This window comes from Streptomyces sp. NRRL S-118 (genome assembly GCF_000716335.1).
GTDB lineage: Bacteria > Actinomycetota > Actinomycetes > Streptomycetales > Streptomycetaceae > Streptomyces.
Genome location: NZ_JOBL01000196.1, coordinates 1 through 17,270, shown reverse-complemented (window position 1 = coordinate 17,270; position 17,270 = coordinate 1). Strand labels below are relative to the sequence as shown.

Genomic DNA, 17,270 nt, shown 5'->3' with positions numbered 1-17,270 from the left:
GTACGGTGTCTGCCGCTGTGCCTTCCGGGGGACGTCCCCCGGACCCCCGGCGGACAATGGGCCGTACGGGGACACCGGCGCCGGAACCCGAGGCGGAGTTCAGCAGTGAGTACCCAAGGCAGCCTGACGCACATCGACGAGGCAGGGGCGGCCCGCATGGTCGACGTCTCCGGCAAGGACGTCACCGCCCGCACCGCCCGCGCCACCGGCCGGGTCCTGGTCTCCCCCCGCGTGGTGGAACTGCTGCGCGGCGAGGGCGTCCCCAAGGGGGACGCGCTGGCCACCGCGCGGATCGCGGGCATCATGGGCGCCAAGCGCACGCCCGACCTGATCCCGCTGTGCCATCCGCTGGCCGTCTCCGGGGTCAAGCTGGACCTGACGGTCGCGGACGACGCGGTCGAGATCGCCGCCACCGTGAAGACCACGGACCGCACGGGCGTCGAGATGGAGGCCCTGACCGCGGTCTCCGTGGCCGCGCTCACCGTCGTCGACATGATCAAGGCCGTGGACAAGGCGGCGGTCATCACCGACGTGCGCGTCGAGGAGAAGACCGGCGGCAAGTCCGGCGACTACCGGCGCACCGAGGCGGCAGGAGCGGGTCAGTGACCCCGCGGGGCGGCCACGTCGGCGGCGCGCACGCCCACGAGCCGGACCATGCACCCGCCCCCGCCTCCCCGTCCGCCGGGGCGCCCTACCGCGCGCTGGTGGTGACCGCCTCCAACCGGGCCTCCGCCGGCGTGTACGAGGACAAGGGCGGCCCGGTCCTCGCCGAGGGGCTCGCCTCCCTCGGCTTCACCGTCGACGGCCCGCAGGTCGTCCCGGACGGGGACCCGGTCGGGGCAGCCCTGCGCGCCGGGGTGGCCGAGGGCTACGACGTCATCCTCACCACCGGCGGCACCGGCGTCTCGCCGACCGACCGCACCCCCGACGTCACCCGGCGCCTGCTCGACCACGAGGTCCCGGGCATCCCGGAGGCCATCCGGGCGTACGGCCGGGACAAGGTGCCGACGGCAGCGCTCTCCCGGGGCGTGGCCGGGGTCGCGGGGCGCACCCTGATCGTCAACCTGCCCGGCTCGACCGGCGGTGTACGCGACGGCATGGCCGTACTCGGCCGCATCCTGGTCCACGCGGTCGACCAGCTGCGTGGCGGCGACCACCCCAGACCGTCATGAACATCGCCTGGCCCGTGATCCTGGTGGACGGCGACATCGTCCTGCGCCCGATAAAGCTGCGCGACCAGCGGGCCTGGCGCGAGGTCAACCGGCGCAACCGTGAATGGCTGCGCCCCTGGGAGGCCACCATCCCGCCCCCGGCCCCCGGTGCGCCGTTCGTGCAGCGGCCCACGTACCGGCAGATGGTCCGCCATCTGCGGGCGGAGGCGAACGCGGGACGGATGCTGCCGTTCGTGATCGAGTACCAGGGACGGCTGGTGGGCCAGCTGACGGTCGCGGGCATCACCTGGGGCTCGATGTGCGCGGGCCACGTCGGCTACTGGGTGGACCGGGAGGTCGCCGGGCGGGGCGTGATGCCGACGGCGGTGGCGCTCGCCGTGGACCACTGCTTCCGTACGGTCGGGCTGCACCGGATCGAGGTGTGCATTCGCCCCGAGAACACGCCCAGCCGGCGGGTCGTCGAGAAACTCGGATTCCGCGAGGAGGGGCTGCGGCCCCGCTACCTCCACATCGACGGTGCCTGGCGCGACCATCTGGTGTTCGCTCTCACGGCCGAGGAGGTCCCGGAGGGCCTGTTGCGCCGCTGGCACCGCGCCCGACCGGGGACGCCCCGATAAATAAAATAAATGTTCGAATTCGATCGCGGATCGACCATAATCGGTCTGACGAATCACAAAAAAATTCAGTGATATCAGCCAGATCGTGCGACACACCGGCCCAATTGGCCGATGGCCTGCTGCGAACCCCTCTACGGTGTGGGATGTGAGCAGCAGCGGCCTCATCTACGCAGTCATCGTCGGGGCCTGGGCCGCCTACTTGGTGCCGATGTGGCTCCGACGGCAGGACGAGCTGAACGAGGCCCGTCCGACGGAACGCTTCAGCACCGCCATCCGGCTCCTGTCCGGACGGGCGGGGATGGAGCGCCGGTACGCCAAGGAGCTGGACCGGCGCACCGCCGGACAGGTGGAGCCCGAGGTCGACCCGGACGCCGAGACGGAGCATCTGAGCTCCGTCGACGTCCGGGCCTTCGCCGCGCCTCCGGCGCTGACGGAGGCACGCCTGGAGGTACCCGACGCCCCGCCGGCCCGGCCCCGTCCGGTCCGCCCCGCCGCCGCGGCCGCAGCCGCCGAACGGGCGCGCCGCTCCCGGGTGCTCGCCCGGCGCCGGCGCACCACGGTGGTCCTCTTCCTGGCGTTCACGCTCGGCGCGATCGTCGCGGCCGTCGGCGGACTCGCCTTCCTGTGGGCCCCGGGCGTCCCCGCGGTCCTGCTCAGCGCGTACATCGTGCACCTGCGCGCGCAGGAGCGCCGCCGCTTCGTGTACGTCATGGACCGCAGGCGCGCCGAGGCCGCCGCGCAGCGGCTGCGCGAGAGCCGCACGCGGACCCGGCCCGTCCCGGAGCAGGCCGCCGAACCGGCGCCGAGCCCCCAGCCCGAGCCGGAGCCCACGGTCTCCCCGCAGGAGGCCGGGCGCCGCGCGCTCGTCGAGCAGACCGACCACGCGGAGTGGGTGGACCAGCAGCGCGACCGCGGCCCGGCCCGCGGCGACAGCTGGGACCCGGTCCCGGTCCCCCTGCCGACGTACGTGACGGCTCCGGTCGCCCCGCGCGCCACCGGCGGTGTGGACGTCACGGACCCGGAGACCTGGAGCGCGGCGCGCTCCTCCGCGGCCGAGCCCACCCCGCCGCCGCCCACGCGCCAGAACCCCAACCCGAGCCCGACCCCGCCGCGCCGCACCCGCGACCACGGCCGCACCCCGCTGTTCGACCAGTACGCGGACGAGGACCGCCCGCGTGCGGCCAACGAGTGACACGGCGTACGTGACGCGGGTCTCGTCCTCCGCGGCCCGCGGGGAACGGATTTCCAAGCAGCCCGATCGGGATGCTAATGTTTCACACGTCGCAAGGGCCTGTGGCGCAGACTGGTAGCGCACCTCGTTCGCATCGAGGGGGTCAGGGGTTCAAATCCCCTCAGGTCCACGCACACGAGATCCCGTCCGATCGAAAGATCGGGCGGGATCTCGCTTTTCCGCGTCGCCGGTCAGCCGGTGAGCAGACGGTGTGCCGTGCGCAGGGCGTGGACGGCGACCTGCCTGCCGAGGGTCAGGCCCGCCTCGTCGGCCGAGCGGGTGTGGATACCGGAGAACACGCGGGCGTCCGCGTTCTCTTCGGCCAGCCGGCTCCACGAGGTGTAGGTGCGGGTCACTCCGGGGGCCGTGGGGCTGGTGAGCTCGAAGGGAGCCGTCCGGGGACCGGTCAGGGCCGTGAGGATCGCCTCCGCCGCACCCGCATAGCTCGTGTGGCCGCTCGGGTGGTCGGGATGAGGCGGCGTGGCGTGCAGCGGGGTCCAGTCCGGGTCGGGGTCGATCGAGCCCGTGCGGATGGCCGTGACCGGACGCCAGCGCAGATGGGCGTACTTGCTGTCGGACGTGGCGATCTGGGTGTCCACCAGAGCCGTGTGGAACAGCGCCACCAGGCGGGCCCGCGCCACGACGGACTCCGGCGAGCGGGACACCGCCACCCGCAGCGGCTCGGTGAACAGGGTCAGGGAGGATCCGAGCCAGAACGTGGCCGTCCCGGTCTGGTGGGGCGTGCGGGCGGCGCCGGTGGCGGCGCCGTAGGCGCGTACCTCCGCCAGGTCGGCGCGGTAGCGCGCGGAGTCCAGCGCGGGAGGCGCGGGCAGTCGGTACTGGTCGGGACGGTCCAGCAGGAAGGGCTTGGCGAGCCGGTTGCCGTACTGGATGGCGGGGGCGTAGGCCGGCGGTGTCGGCTGCCACACCCCGGGCCCGGCCGGCGGAACGCGGAACGGCGCGTTCACCGCGGCCGGGTCCAGACCGTCGCCCTCCCGGGAGGCGAGCAGCAGCCGTGCCTGGCGGACACCGGCGCTCACGCCGCCCGCCTTGGCCCTCCCGTCCGGAACGCGGTCGAGCGACGTGCGCAGCGCGGCGTCCAGCTCGCGGGCGCGGGACGGTACGAGCGCCGCGAGCGCATGGTGCACGGCGGAGGCGAGCGCCGCGTCCTGGAAGTCGCGCCGGCCCGGGCCCCTCGGCGCCTCGGCCACGGCGCGGGCGGCCGCGAGCCAGCCGATGGCCCACGTGCGGCTGTTGGTGATCTGGGCGGGGGCACCGGCCGCCGCCACGGTCGCCGCCGTGGTGTCGTACCAGTCGAGCACCACGGACGGGCGCGTGCGGTGGTCCCGGGCCGCGGCGGATGAGGTGGTGGTGAGGGATCCGGCCACGAGGGCGGCGGAGCCGAGAGCCACCAGGGCGCGGCGGCGGGTGCATACGGAGATCGACATGCCGGCGAAGCTAGCCGTACCCCGTCACCCCGGTCAACGGTGAGTGACCGGACGAAAGCGCAGTGCAACAGTGGTGCAGTGCCGCCGTCACATGCCCGTCATGCGGGCCCGTCGCGCCGGTCCGCCGGGGGGCGCGCCGCGCCGGTCCGGGCGGGCGGTTCCTTAATGGGGCCGGGCGATCGGCGTCATGTGGCTTCGATGAACTCTTGTTGCAGCAGCGAGAGTTGTGTCATGGTGAGCTTTCTCGCGGCCCAACATGCCGATTCTGCTCATCAGTTCGAATTCCTTTCGGTGGCGCCTCCGTATAACGAAGGGCACGTAAAGGTACGCACCAATCCGGCGCACTCCCCACTGCAATTGGCCTGGATGGAAATACGTGATGCACAACCCCCCTCCCTACCCGTCGCCCCCTCGCCCTCCCTACGGGCCCACCTCCGGCGGCTCCGACGCGTTCCTGGCCGGTGAGCTGCGGACCGTCGAGCGGCGGCGCGCCGCGTACCCGGAGGCCGCGCTGATGGAGCGGCACTGGGAGGCGGTGTGCGACTACGTGGCGCTGTTCGTGCCGCAGGCCGGGAAAACCGTGTCGATGGCCGCGGCCGCCGCATTCGGACTGGGCCTGGAAAGGCTGCGCGAGGACACCGGCGGCGCCGGTGGCGCCGGGGGAGGCGAGGCAGGGCCGGCCGCGGGTGCGCTGCGGGTGCATTTCCTGGTGGCGGCACGCCAGGTATTGCGCGAGTGGGCCGCCGACGCCCGTATCGCCGCATTGTTGACGGGAATTCAATACCCGGAGGAGCCTGCGGAGAACCGGCGGCTGATCGCCCGGGCCTTCCGGGCCCTGCCCGCCCCCGCCCAGGTGCTGCTGTGGCACCGGGAGGTGGAGGCCGAAGGGCTGTCGATCCCCTGCGCGCTGCTCGCCATCGACCCCCGCGGTGCCGCCGCGCGGCTCGCCGAGGCCCGCGAGCTCCTGCGGGCCGGGTGCCTGAGCGCGCACCAGCAGCTCGCGCCGGACCCGGAGTGCCGGCACTACGGCCGGCTGCTCGACATATCCCTGCGGCGCACCGGCCCCCTGATCCCCGACATCCAGCGGCACCTGGCGGCGTGCCGCCACTGCCGGCACGCGGCCGAACAACTGCTCCACTCCGACGGGCGGCTGGCCCTGCTCCTCGCCGAGGGCCTGCTCGGCGGGGGAGCGGAGCGGTACCTCGCCTCACGGCCCGGCCGGGCCCGCGCCCGTGACCAGGCGCAGCCCGCTCCGAAGCGGCCCGGGCGGCACTCCCGGGGCGGCCGCCGGCGCGTGTCGGCGACCGGAGGCGGCCGGGTGCTGCGGCTCGCGGCGCCGGCGCTCGACGGGCTGCGCGCCGGAGCGCTGCGGCTGGGTGGCGCGCGGGCCGGGACAGCGGGCGGGGCGGGGGCCGGGACAGCCGACGCGGGCGTCGCCGGAGCGGCAGCCGGTGGCCGGGCCGCCGGATCGGCGGCATCCGTGGCGGCCGGCCGTGGAGCGCCCCTTTTCGTCGGTCTTGGCATCGTTGTCACCGGTGTCCTGGTCGCGGCGGCGGTGACGGCGCTCGTGGACGGCGGGGACGCGGGGGACGGAGGCACCGGGCACCGGGCCGGGGCGCAGCCCGGCGGAGCCGTGACCGTCCCCGCACCGCCCGCCCCCGCCCCGGCCGGCCACCCCACCGGACGGCCCTCGGGCCTGCCGACGCAGGTGCCGGCCGGCCCCATCGACTTCCGGCTGCGCAACGCCGGTTCCGGTCTGTGCCTCGACCTCCAGGACGGCCGCGCCGTCGCCGGGACCGAGCTGACGCTCGCCGCCTGCGCGGCCGGGCCCGTGACGCAGCTGTGGACGTACGAGGAGGACGGTCTCCTGCGCAGTGCCGCGGACCCGACCCTGTGCGCCCACTCGCACCGGCCCGCCGGCACGGTGGTGCTGGCCGCGTGCACGGCGGACTCGGCCCCCGACGCGGCGGACGTCCGCTACGACATCACCCTCCAGGGCGTGGTCGTCCCGCGCTGGAGCGAGCAGCTGGCGCTCACCCCTGTCACCCCGGGCGCCGGGTCCAGCGTGGTCGTCCGCGTGCGGGACGGGGCGGCGGCCCAGCGATGGACGACCGAGGCGCCGGAGGCGGCCGTCCCGGGGACGCCGCCCGGGCGGATGCCGGGGACGGCGCCCCGGCGGGCGCCCGCCCCGACGAAGGCCGCGCACCGGCCCGCGCCGCGGACCGGGACTCCGTCACCGGAGCCGGCCGCCTCCCCGGGCGGCGTCCCCGGTCCGGCCGGCGGACCGGAATCGGGAACAGCCCCCGCCCCGGAGCCCCACGACGCCCCGCCCCAGGCGCCCGGAGGCGCCCCGCAACAGGAAACCGCCGACGCCCCGCCCGGCGGACCCGGTGACGCCTCCGGCGAGGGCCCCGCCGGCGAGGCCCGCCCACGGCACTTCCGCGACCACGAGCGGCGCCACCCGGCCCCCGGCGCTCCGGCCCCCGACGCTCCCGCCACCCGGGAGGCCGGCCCGGGTCAGCCGCTCGCGCTGCTGTCCGCGTAGACGCGAACGCCCCCGACGAAGGTCTGCAGCACACGGGTCAGGGCGATCTCCTCCGCCGGCCCCGCGAACGGATCGCGGTCCAGCACCACCAGATCGGCCAGGTTCCCGGCCCGGATGACCCCCGTGTCGTCGAGGTGGTTCACATACGCGCTGCCCGCGGTGTACGCGGTGAGGGCGGCGTCCAGACCGATGCGCTGCTCCGGCAGGAAGACGGGTGTGTCCGGCCCGGCGTCCGGCAGGACACGGTTGACCGCGACGTGCAGCGCGGCCATCGGGTCGGGGCTGCTGACCGGCCAGTCGCTGCCCGCGGCGAGCCGCGCCCCGGTGCGGAGCAGATCGCCGAACGGGTACTGCCAGGCGGCGCGTTCGGGGCCCAGGAAGGGAATCGTCAGTTCGTCCATCTGCGGCTCGTGCGCCGCCCACAGGGCCTGGATGGTGGCGGTCGCGCCCAGTTCGGCGAAGCGCGGCACGTCCTGCGGGTGCACCACTTGGAGGTGGGCGAGGTGCGGCCGGGTGTCGGAGGAGTCGCCGCCCGCCTTCCGGGCGGCCTCCACGGCGTCGAGCGCCTCGCGCACCGCACGGTCACCCAGCGCGTGGAAGTGGACCTGGAACCCGTGCGCCTCCAGGGCGGTGACGCAGGCGGCGAGCGCGTCCGGCTCGATGAAGGAGACGCCGGAGTTGTCCGACGCACAGCCGCAGGACGTGAGGTAGGGCCCGAGCAGGGCCGCCGTGCGGTTCTCGGCGATGCCGTCCTGCATGATCTTCACGGTCGTGGCCCGGAGCCTGCCGTGCGTCAGTTCCGCGCGCCGCTGCAGCAGTTCGGGCAGCTGCTCCAGGCCGCGGGTGCGGTCCCACCACAGCGAGCCGACGACCCGGGCGGTCAGCTTCCCGCTGCGCACCGCGGCCGCGTACGCCGGAGCGGGGTCCGTCATCCCGGCGTGGTCGCCGAGCAGGGCGTCCTGCCAGGCGGTGACGCCCAGCGAGTGCAGCAGCTCCTGCGCGCGCAGCAGGCCGGCCGTCAGTTCGTCCGGGGTCGGCGCCGGTACGAGACCGGCCATGAGGGTCATCGCGCCCTCCTGGAGCATGCCGGTGGGGCGGCCGTCCGCGTCCCGCTCGATGCGCCCGTCCGCCGGGTCGGGCGTGGACGCGGTGATGCCGGCCAGCTCCAGGGCGCGGGAGTTGGCCCAGCCGCCGTGGTGGTCGCGGTTGACCAGGTAGGCGGGCCGGTCGGGGACGAGCTCGTCCAGGAAGCGGCGGTCCGGCGTGCCGCCCGGGAACGCCTCCATCGACCAGCCGCCCCCGGTGATCCACGCGGCGCCGGGGTGGGCTTCCGCGTACGCGCGGATGAGGCCGCGGTACGCCTCCGGCGTCGTCGCCCCGCTCAGGTCGCACCGGGCGAGCTCCACGCCGCCGCCGACCGGGTGGATGTGCGCGTCCTGGAACCCCGGTATCAGCAACCGGCCGCGCAGGTCGACCACTTCGGTGCGCGGGCCGATCAGCCCGTGGACCTCGGAGCCGCCGACCGCGACGATGCGTTCGCCGCGCACGGCCACGGCACTCGCCCGGCGGCGCGCCGGATCCACGGTGTGGACGGGGCCGCCGGTGAAGACGAGGTCCGCGGTGCGGTGAGGGGCCATGGGCGTACTCCTGGTTCACGGAGGGGTCGTTCGTCGTTCAGTCTGCGGGGGGACACGCCGGTGTCCATGGGCAGGGTGAACTTTCCGGACGGCCTTCCTCCGTGGCGGCCGGTTCCGGCGGAACGGACGGAATCGTGCGGGGGCGCGGGGTGGAGGATCATCCGCATCACGGGTGCGCCCGGCGGGAGGGAACACCCCGCCGGGCGCGCTTCCGTGGTGTGCCTCAGCGGCTCAGGAGACCTGGGCCTTGTCGTACAGCGCCTTCGCTTCGTTGCCGAAGTACGGCCCGAACATGCGGTTCGGCAGGAAGGTGTAGCCGAAGCTGTTCACCGAGACCTGCAGGCCGGTGCCGGTCGCCTCGCTGAAGCCGGTGAACCAGGGGCCGCCGCTGGAGCCGCCCGTCATGTTGCAGCCGAGGCTGTGGTCCTGCGAGAAGAGCCAGTCCTTGGAGGAGTTCCCGCTGCAGTAGACCAGTTTCGATCCGTCGTACGGGGACGCCGCCGGGAATCCGAAGGCGTACATCGGCTTGTTGTAGCCCCCGTTGAACTGGATGCCCTGCGCGCCGGTGACCGCGGTGAGCCGCTGGCCGTTCAGCGGGGCGACGACGGCCGCGCCGATGTCGTGGTTGATGTCCTCGCTCGCCTCCCACTGCGGGGTGGTCAGCGTCTTCGAGGCGGTCCACTGGCCGTACGGCGCCTGGCCGTTGTCGTACGCCGGGACGAAGACCCAGTTGGTGTGCCAGCTGCCCTGGTACTTGACGCAGTGGCCGGCCGTGATGACGGTGCTGGCGTTCTGGCTGGTCACGGCGTTGCCGGAGCAGGAGGCGGTACGGCCCTGGAAGGAGAAGAAGACCCGCCCGGACGTCTTGACGACCGCGCCGCCGCCGGTCCAGGAGCCGCCCGCCTGCGGGAAGGCGGTGGGCGCGACGGTCGTCGTCCCGCCGCCCGGCCGGGGGGCCTTGAGCTTCTTCAGCGCCTGCGGGGTGAGCAGCAGGTCGAGCGGGGTGGCGGAGCGCATCCGGTCCGGTGTCCAGAATGCGCGGGCGCGGTGCTGCTCGGCGGCGGTGACGCTCCTGGCGGAGGGGGCTGCGGTGTCCTGGCCGGGCGCCGGGGCGGGGGCCGCGGCGGCGGTGGCCGACAGGGCGCTGGTGAGCAGGGCTCCGACGGTCAGCAGGATGCCCGTGGCGGTGCGATGGCGTCTCACGCATGTCTCCTTCTGCCGTGTCCGGGCGCGATGGCGCGGCCCGGGCAGGGTGGGGGAACGAAGAGCGGTGCGGATCGGCGTTGCGTGAGGCAGCGTGCCACGGGGTGGTGCGCTTTGTCAGGACCGCGTCACGGACGGGTGTCGGGCTCCGGGGCGAGCGGCTTCGCGTAGCACAGGCTGTTGGAGTACTCCCGGTAGTAGCCGAACTTGGCGCACGGCGTGTACCCGCTCGACGTGTAGAGCCCGATCGCCTCCGGCTGCATGTCGCCGGTCTCCAGCACCATCCTGGTCCGCCCGGCGGCGCGTGCGTCCGCCTCCAGGGCGGCGAGGATCCGGCGGGCCAGGCCCAGGCCGCGCGCCTCGGGGACCACGTACATCCGCTTGAGCTCGGCGTCCCCGTCGGAGTAGCCCTCGTCGTTCTCGTCCTGGGTGCGCCAGCCCCCGGTGGCGACCGGGCGGCCCAGCCCGTCGTACGCGATCAGGAAGAGGCCGCGGGGCGGGAGGAACATCGAGGGGTCGAGCGGTGTGAGATCGCCGCCGTCGCCGTACCGCTCGGCGTACTCGAGCTGCACCGCGTCGTTGAGTTTCACGGCGTCGGGGTGGTCGAAGGGGACGCGCTGTATATCCATGCGGTGCATCGTACAGATATGCAGGTCCTGGGTGGGTCCCCACGGGTGGGTATTGTGCCGGAATGCTCACTGTGACGTCCGCCAATGTCAATGGCCTGCGCGCCGCCGCCAAGAAGGGTTTCGTGGAGTGGCTGGCCGGGACCGCGGCCGACGTGCTCTGCCTGCAGGAAGTGCGCGCCGAGGAGTCGCAGCTCCCCGAGGCGGTCCGTACGCCCGCGGGCTGGCACGCCGTCCACGCCCCGGCCGCCGCCAAGGGCCGCGCGGGCGTCTCCCTCTACACGCGCCGCGAGCCGGACGCCGTGCGCGTCGGCTTCGGCTCGTCCGAGTTCGACGGCAGCGGCCGGTACGTGGAGGCCGACCTCCCGGGCGTCACGGTGGCCAGCCTCTACCTGCCCTCGGGCGAGGTCGGCACGGAGCGGCAGGACGAGAAGATCCGCTTCATGGGCGAGTTCCTGCCGTACCTCGGGGAGCTCAAGGAGCGGGCCGCCGCCGACGGCCGCGAGGTGCTGGTGTGCGGCGACTGGAACATCGCCCACCAGGAGGCCGACCTCAAGAACTGGAAGGCCAACCGGAAGAGCTCCGGTTTCCTCCCCGAGGAGCGCGCCTGGCTCAGCCGGGTGTTCGACGAGGCCTCGTACGTCGACGTGGTGCGCGCCCTGCACCCGGACCAGGAGGGCCCGTACTCGTGGTGGTCCTACCGCGGCCGCGCCTTCGACAACGACTCCGGCTGGCGCATCGACTACCAGGTGGCGACCCCCGGACTCGCGGCCCGCGCGGTGAAGGCCTGGGTCGAGCGCGCGGCCACCCACGCGGAGCGCTGGAGCGACCACGCGCCCGTGACGGCCGTGTACGACCTGTAGACCGCGCGGCGAGCCTGACCGGGAGCCCGGGCTCCCGGGCTCCCGGGAGTCCGGGAGCCGGGTCCGTGTCCGGCCGGGGCGAGAGGGGCCCGTTCCGGAAGTGATGATCTGTCATGAACGGTGTGTAGGGCGCGGCTCCGGGGAATGCTTCTGGCACGCTGTGGTGCCGTGCGCACCGTCACCGTACGTACGCTCCGTTCCGCCCTGCTCGCGGCGGTCACACTCGGCCTGGTGCTGACCGCCCCCGTGCCGACGTCGGCCTCCGTCCCGGTTCCCGCTTCCGAGATCCCCGCCGGGACGCCCGACGTCCTCCTCGCCGACCAGGCGTCCAGGCGGGTCCTGCTGCTCGACGGCGCCCGCCGCGACTGGGACCCGGCCGCCGGGCCGTCCCCCGTGCGGTGGGCGTTCTCGCCGCTCGGGGACCCGCGGTACGCCGACCTGGACCCGGAGGTCAGCTGGGTCCACCCGTCCGAGGCGAAGGTACGGACCTTCCGCGGCAGGACGTACGTGCTCACCGTCGCCTCGTACGGCTTCGCGGCGGTGGTGGAGCACCCCTCGGGCCGGCGGTACTGGGGTGACGCGCTCTCGCCCGGCACCATCCGGCACAACCCGCACAGCATCGAACTCCTGCCGGACGGGAACGTCGCCGTCGCGGGCAGCACCGGCGATGTCGTCCGGCTGTACGCGGCCTCCCGGGGGCGGGCCGGCGTACCGTTCGCCTCCTACGCGCTGGAGGACGCGCACGGCCTGCAATGGGACGGCGCGCGCCGGGTGCTGTGGGCGCTGGGCGGCGACCGGCTCGTGGCGCTGAGGGCCGGCCGGAGCGCGGGACTCCCCACCCTGACCAGGGTTTTCGAGGTTCCGCTGCCCACACCGCACGGACACGACCTCGGGCAGGTCGCCGGGCGGCCCGACCGGCTCTGGGTGAGCAGCGGCTCGGCCGTGTACCAGTACGTGAAGAGCACCGGCGCCTTCGTGCAGGACTTCCCGGACGCGGAGCGCATCAGCCGCGCCAGGGTGAAGGCGGTCGGCGACGACCCGGCGACCGGGCAGGTCGCCTCCACGGTGCCCGAGCGCGGCCTGGGGGAGACCTGGTGGACCCGGACGGTGACGGTGCACCGGCCCGCCGGGGCGTACCGGCTCGCCGGCGGCGGGATCTACAAGGCGCGCTGGTGGCTGCCCGTGCCGGCGGTCTGACCGGTCGCCTCGCCCCTGGGGGCCCGGTGCGGTCCGGCGCCCCCCGGCGCCTCTCAGATGCCGCGGGTGCGCAGGCGGCGGTCCAGGGCCATCGACACCTCCGCCTCCACCACGCTCTTCGCCAGCGGGCGCAGCCGTACCGCGTCGGCGTCGCCGCCCACGTGCCGTCGCAGCAGGTCGGCGAAGAGGGCGGCCAGGGCGTCGGCGTGCTCCCGGACGCGGGCCGCGGCGGCCAGGACCGCCGCCAGGGGGATGCCCTCCTCGACCAGCGCCGCCGACACCTCCAGCAGCCGGCGGCTGACGTGCACGATCTCCTCGCCGTCGGTGGCCAGGTACCCCAGCTCCAGGGCGGCGGCGAAGTTCTCCGGGGTCACCTGGTCGCCGAAGTGGTCGGCGAGCTGCTCGGGGGTGAGCCGTACCGGCTCCTCCTCGGTCGGCTCGCCCAGACCCAGCACCTCGCCGACGTCCCGCCCGCTCTCGAAGGCGGCCGCCAGGTCGGCGATGCCGTTGAGGGTGTGGCCGCGCTCCAGCAGGGCCGCGATCGTCCTCAGCCGGGCCAGGTGGTGGGGGCCGTACCAGGCTATGCGGCCCTCGCGGCGGGGCGGGGGGATCAGGCCGCGCTCGCGGTAGAACCGCAGGGTGCGCACCGTGATGCCGGCCTCCGCGGCCAGTTCCTCCATGCGGTACTCGCGCGGCGCGGGGTGCTCCCCGCCCTGCCCGCGCCGGCCGGTGCCTTCGCTGATCCCCTCGTTCGCCACGGTCGCCACCCTATGTCGTACCGCCGGTAACTTTTCCCGGCGCACCCCTACCGCTCGGTAAGGAGCTGCTCTACTCTCCCAACCGTGCCAGCGATTGCTGGCAGAGTCCTGAGGACCGGACTTGCGGACGGGTATGCGGAGGCGGCATGGGCCAGCACGAGCACGTACGAGTGGCGGTGATCGGATCTGGATTCGGCGGCCTCGGCGCCGCCGTCCGGCTGCGCCGCGAAGGAATCACCGACTTCGTCGTCCTGGAGCGGGCCGACTCCGTGGGCGGCACCTGGCGGGACAACAGCTATCCCGGGTGCGCCTGTGACGTGCCGTCACACCTCTACTCCTTCTCCTTCGCGCCCAACCCCGACTGGCCGCGCACCTTCTCCGGCCAGCAGCACATACGCGCGTACCTGGAGCACGTCACCGACACCTTCCGCCTGCGGTCCCACATCCGGTTCGGCCACGACGTGCGGATGATGCACTGGGACAACGACGCACTGCGCTGGGAGATCGAGACCACGCGCGGCACGCTCACCGCCGACGTCGTGGTCTCCGCCACCGGACCGCTGTCCGACCCCAGGATCCCCGACATCCCCGGCCTCGCGGGTTTCGAGGCGGCCGGCGGGAAGGTCTTCCACTCCGCCCGCTGGGACCACGACCACGACCTGGCCGGCAAGCGCGTCGCCGTCATCGGCACCGGCGCCTCCGCCATCCAGATCGTGCCCTCCATCCAGCCCCGGGTGGGCAGGCTGACCCTGTTCCAGCGCACCCCGGCCTGGGTCATGCCCCGTATGGACCGGCCCATCAGCGGCGCCGAGCGGTGGCTGCACCGCCGGCTGCCCCTCACCGCCAAGGCCCGCCGCGGACTGCTCTGGGGCATCCGGGAGTTGCAGGTCAGCGCCTTCACCAAGCGCCCCGGTGAGCTGGGCCTCGTGGAGTCCGTCGCCAAGGCCAACATGAACCGGGCCATCAAGGACCCGGCGCTGCGGGCCAAGCTGACGCCCTCGTACCGCATCGGGTGCAAGCGGATCCTGCTGTCCAGCGACTACTACCCGGCCCTCGCCCGGCCCAACGTGGACGTCGTCGCCTCCGGGCTGGCCGAGGTGCGGGGCTCGACGCTCGTCGCCGCCGACGGGACCGAGGCCGAGGCCGACGCGATCATCTTCTCCACCGGCTTCCGCGTCACCGACATGCCGATCGCCGAGCGCGTCGTCGGCGCGGACGGGATCACCCTCGCCGAGGCGTGGAAGGACGGCATGGAGTCGCTGCGCGGCGCCACCACCGCGGGCTTCCCCAACTGGATGACCATCATCGGCCCCAACACCGGGCTCGGGAACTCCTCCATGATCCTCATGATCGAGTCCCAGCTGAACTACCTGGCCGACTACATGCGCCAGCTCGACGTGCTCGGCGGGCGCGTGGCGCTCGCGGCCCGGCCGTCCGCCGTGGCCGCCTGGAACCGGCGCGTGCAGGCCCGCATGGAGCGCACCGTGTGGAAGTCCGGCGGCTGCGACAGCTGGTACCTCGACGCCAACGGCCGCAACACCACCCTCTGGCCCGGCACGACCGGCGAGTTCCGGCGCGCGACGCGCGCCGTGGACCTGGCCGAGTACGAGGTGGTCCGGGTACGCGACAAGGAGACCGTGCGATGAAGGTGAACGTGACGTCCGCCGACGGGACGCCGGTGCACGCCGAGGTGTACGGGCCCGAAGGGGCCCCGGCCGTGGTGCTGTCGCACGGCTGGACCTGCTCGACCGAGTTCTGGGCCGCCCAGGTGCGGGACCTGTCCGCCGACCACCGGGTCGTCGTCTACGACCAGCGCGGACACGGCAACACACCCGCCGCGGCGGGCCCCGGCGGCTACTCCACGGAGGCCCTCGCCGACGACCTCGAGGCGGTGCTCACCGCAACCCTCGACCCGGGCGAGAAAGCCGTGCTCGCCGGTCACTCCATGGGCGGCATGACCCTCATGGCCGCCGCCGGGCGGCCCGCGGTGCGCGAGCACGCGGCGGCCGTCCTGCTGTGCAGCACCGGACCGTCCCGGCTCGTCGCCGAGTCGCTCGTCCTGCCGCTGCGCGCCGGGCGGCTGCGCACCCGGCTCACCGGGCTCGTCCTGGGCGCCCGGGTACCGCTCGGGCCGGTCACCCCCGTCTCGAAGGCCATCCTCAAGTACGCCACCATGGGCCCCGGTTCGGCACCCGCCGCCGTCGCCGAGTGCGCCCGCATCGTGCACGCCTGCCCGCGCGCCGTGCGGGTCGCGTGGTCGCACGTCCTGGCCGGGCTCGACGTCGAGGCGGGCGTACGGGAGCTGACCGTGCCGACCGCGGTGATCGTCGGCACGGCGGACCGGCTCACGCCGCCGGTGCACGCGCGGGCGCTGGCCGCCGCGCTGCCCCGGTGCGCCGGGCTGGAGGAGCTCACGGGCGTGGGGCACATGACGCCCGTGGAGGCGCCGGAGGCCGTGACGGCGCGCATTCGCGCGCTCGTGACGACGTACCTGGGGTCCACGGACAAGGAGGAGGCGGCATGACCAAGGTGAGCCTGGACGGGCAGGTCGCCGTCATCACCGGCGGCGCACGGGGCGTCGGCGAACTGCTGGCGCGCAAGATGTCCGCACGCGGCGCGCGGATCGCGCTGCTGGGCCTGGAGCCCGAGCTGCTGAAGCAGGTCTCCGGGCGGCTGCACACCGAGAGCGACTGGTGGCACGTCGACGTGACGGACCACGAGGCGATGGCACGGGTCGCGGAGGAGGTGAAGCAGCGCTTCGGGAAGGTGGACATCGTCGTCGCCAACGCGGGCGTCGCGGCCGGTGGTCCGTTCATGGACTCCGACCCCGTCGCGTGGCGGCGGGTCATCGAGGTCAACCTCATCGGCGGCGCGGTGACGGGCCGGGCGTTCCTGCCGGTGCTCGCCGAGAGCCGCGGGTACTTCCTGCAGATCGCGTCGCTCGCCGCGATCACGCCGGCCCCGATGATGACCGCGTACTGCGCCTCCAAGTCGGGCGTCGAGGCGTTCGCGCACAGCCTGCGCGCGGAGGTCGGCCACAAAGGCGTGCGGGTCGGGGTCGGGTACCTCTCGTGGACCGACACCGACATGGTGCGCGGCGCCGACCAGGACGACGTGATGCGGGAGTTGCGGCAGCGGCTGCCGTGGCCCTCGAACCGGACGTACCCGCTCGGCCCCGCCGTCGACCGGATCGTCGCCGGCATCGAGCGGCGCTCGGCCCACGTGTACGCGCAGTGGTGGCTGCGCGGCATGCAGTCGGTGCGCGGCTACCTGCCGGGCCTCATCGCCACGGTCGGACAGCGCGAGATGCGGCGCTTCGAGCCGCGGCTGGGGAGCGTGCGGAGGGGGCTCGTCGGGGCGGGGGGCGAGGCGGACGAAGCGGCCCGCCGAGGCGCTACCGAGCGTGACGAAAGCGTCACCGCTTGATCGAAATGCGCGGTATGTCGGGTCATGCCACGCTGGTCGAGGCCGGGGGCCGAACATGGCCCCCGCACCCCCCACTTTCAGGAGTGAACTCGATGGGTATCGCAGACCAGTTCAAGGACAAGTCGCAGGAGCTCAAGGACCAGGCCAAGCAGCGGGCGCAGGACGCCAAGCGCGAGGCGCAGCAGCGCACGCAGAAGGGCCGTCCGCAGCGCGACGAGCGCCGGCAGGGCATGGACGAGGACGCGCAGACGGCGCGTGAGCGGGCGGACCGCAGCTACGACGTCTGACGTCTGACGTCCGACACCTGACGCCTGACGTCGACTCGTCGACTCGTAGCGGCGCGTGACCGCGCGGGGCGCACCCGGGACGCCGGGTGCGCCCTGCTTCTGCGTGCGCCGGCCGCGGTCCCTGCTGCGCGGGGGCGTCAACTTGGGGCGCGCGGTGCGCGGGTGGTGTCGGCTTGGGCCCGCGCGGGGGGCGTCGGCTTGGGGCGCGCGGTGCGCGGGTGGTGTCGGCTTGGGCCGGAGGGGCGCGGCGGGGGCCGGGG

Annotated in this window: 16 protein-coding genes and 1 tRNA gene; 12 read left to right on the top strand and 5 right to left on the bottom strand. The window is 74.2% G+C overall.

Going from position 1 to position 17,270, the window contains the following annotated elements; all coding sequences use genetic code 11:
* Window positions 1–105 precede the first annotated feature (105 nt).
* From moaC to IH00_RS0102355, 5 genes are all read left to right on the top strand, one after another.
* Window positions 106–606, top strand: coding sequence for a cyclic pyranopterin monophosphate synthase MoaC (gene moaC / locus IH00_RS0102375; protein ID WP_031068986.1), 501 nt, complete (start codon window positions 106–108; stop codon window positions 604–606).
* A 95-nt stretch (window positions 607–701) separates the two neighbouring features.
* Window positions 702–1,172: a MogA/MoaB family molybdenum cofactor biosynthesis protein gene (locus IH00_RS0102370; RefSeq protein WP_031068984.1), complete on the top strand. Its 471-nt coding sequence runs from the start codon at window positions 702–704 to the stop codon at window positions 1,170–1,172.
* Window positions 1,169–1,789 carry a GNAT family N-acetyltransferase gene (locus IH00_RS0102365; RefSeq protein ID WP_031068981.1) on the top strand — a complete coding sequence of 207 codons (621 nt, stop codon included), beginning with the start codon at window positions 1,169–1,171 and terminating at the stop codon, window positions 1,787–1,789. The genes IH00_RS0102370 and IH00_RS0102365 overlap by 4 nt, the downstream gene beginning before the upstream one ends.
* A gap of 145 nt (window positions 1,790–1,934) precedes the next feature.
* Window positions 1,935–2,981, top strand: a complete 1,047-nt coding sequence (locus IH00_RS0102360; protein WP_031068979.1) for a divisome protein SepX/GlpR — start codon at window positions 1,935–1,937, stop codon at window positions 2,979–2,981.
* A gap of 95 nt (window positions 2,982–3,076) precedes the next feature.
* Window positions 3,077–3,150, top strand: a tRNA-Ala gene (locus tag IH00_RS0102355).
* Window positions 3,151–3,211: 61 nt separating this feature from the next.
* Here IH00_RS0102355 and IH00_RS0102350 read toward each other — a convergent pair.
* On the bottom strand, window positions 3,212–4,468 hold the full coding sequence (locus IH00_RS0102350) for a vanadium-dependent haloperoxidase (RefSeq protein ID WP_031068977.1): 1,257 nt from the start codon (window positions 4,466–4,468) through the stop codon (window positions 3,212–3,214).
* 379 nt (window positions 4,469–4,847) lie between these two features.
* Between IH00_RS0102350 and IH00_RS0102345 the strand changes: the two genes are divergently transcribed.
* Window positions 4,848–7,013: an RICIN domain-containing protein gene (locus IH00_RS0102345; protein ID WP_052411128.1), complete on the top strand. Its 2,166-nt coding sequence runs from the start codon at window positions 4,848–4,850 to the stop codon at window positions 7,011–7,013.
* On the opposite strand, the gene IH00_RS0102340 is transcribed toward IH00_RS0102345, so the two are convergent.
* From IH00_RS0102340 to IH00_RS0102330, 3 genes are all read right to left on the bottom strand, one after another.
* Window positions 6,986–8,650, bottom strand: a complete 1,665-nt coding sequence (locus IH00_RS0102340; RefSeq protein ID WP_039946045.1) for an amidohydrolase — start codon at window positions 8,648–8,650, stop codon at window positions 6,986–6,988. The genes IH00_RS0102345 and IH00_RS0102340 overlap by 28 nt on opposite strands.
* 231 nt (window positions 8,651–8,881) lie before the next feature.
* Window positions 8,882–9,853, bottom strand: coding sequence for a trypsin-like serine peptidase (locus IH00_RS0102335; protein ID WP_031068972.1), 972 nt, complete (start codon window positions 9,851–9,853; stop codon window positions 8,882–8,884).
* 128 nt (window positions 9,854–9,981) lie between these two features.
* Window positions 9,982–10,482 (bottom strand): GNAT family N-acetyltransferase, encoded by a 501-nt coding sequence (locus tag IH00_RS0102330; RefSeq protein ID WP_031068971.1) that lies wholly within the window; start codon window positions 10,480–10,482, stop codon window positions 9,982–9,984.
* Between the two features lie 62 nt (window positions 10,483–10,544).
* On the opposite strand from IH00_RS0102330, the gene IH00_RS0102325 reads away from it, so the two are divergent.
* The gene (locus tag IH00_RS0102325; protein WP_031068969.1) at window positions 10,545–11,342 is read left to right on the top strand and encodes an exodeoxyribonuclease III; all 798 of its coding nucleotides are present in this window, start codon (window positions 10,545–10,547) and stop codon (window positions 11,340–11,342) included.
* A gap of 168 nt (window positions 11,343–11,510) precedes the next feature.
* Window positions 11,511–12,539 carry a DUF6528 family protein gene (locus IH00_RS0102320; protein WP_234334734.1) on the top strand — a complete coding sequence of 343 codons (1,029 nt, stop codon included), beginning with the start codon at window positions 11,511–11,513 and terminating at the stop codon, window positions 12,537–12,539.
* Between the two features lie 53 nt (window positions 12,540–12,592).
* On the opposite strand, the gene IH00_RS0102315 is transcribed toward IH00_RS0102320, so the two are convergent.
* A complete protein-coding gene (locus IH00_RS0102315; protein WP_039946048.1) occupies window positions 12,593–13,219 on the bottom strand; it encodes a MerR family transcriptional regulator in 627 nt (208 codons plus the stop codon).
* Window positions 13,220–13,443: 224 nt separating this feature from the next.
* On the opposite strand from IH00_RS0102315, the gene IH00_RS0102310 reads away from it, so the two are divergent.
* From IH00_RS0102310 to IH00_RS0102295, 4 genes are all read left to right on the top strand, one after another.
* The gene (locus IH00_RS0102310; protein ID WP_031068965.1) at window positions 13,444–14,943 is read left to right on the top strand and encodes a flavin-containing monooxygenase; all 1,500 of its coding nucleotides are present in this window, start codon (window positions 13,444–13,446) and stop codon (window positions 14,941–14,943) included.
* On the top strand, window positions 14,940–15,821 hold the full coding sequence (locus IH00_RS0102305) for an alpha/beta fold hydrolase (RefSeq protein WP_052411127.1): 882 nt from the start codon (window positions 14,940–14,942) through the stop codon (window positions 15,819–15,821). Before IH00_RS0102310 ends, IH00_RS0102305 begins: the two co-directional genes overlap by 4 nt.
* The gene (locus tag IH00_RS0102300) at window positions 15,818–16,723 is read left to right on the top strand and encodes an SDR family oxidoreductase (RefSeq protein ID WP_031068962.1); all 906 of its coding nucleotides are present in this window, start codon (window positions 15,818–15,820) and stop codon (window positions 16,721–16,723) included. The genes IH00_RS0102305 and IH00_RS0102300 overlap by 4 nt, the downstream gene beginning before the upstream one ends.
* A 92-nt stretch (window positions 16,724–16,815) precedes the next feature.
* Window positions 16,816–17,010, top strand: coding sequence for a hypothetical protein (locus tag IH00_RS0102295; RefSeq protein WP_031068960.1), 195 nt, complete (start codon window positions 16,816–16,818; stop codon window positions 17,008–17,010).
* Window positions 17,011–17,270 lie beyond the last annotated feature (260 nt).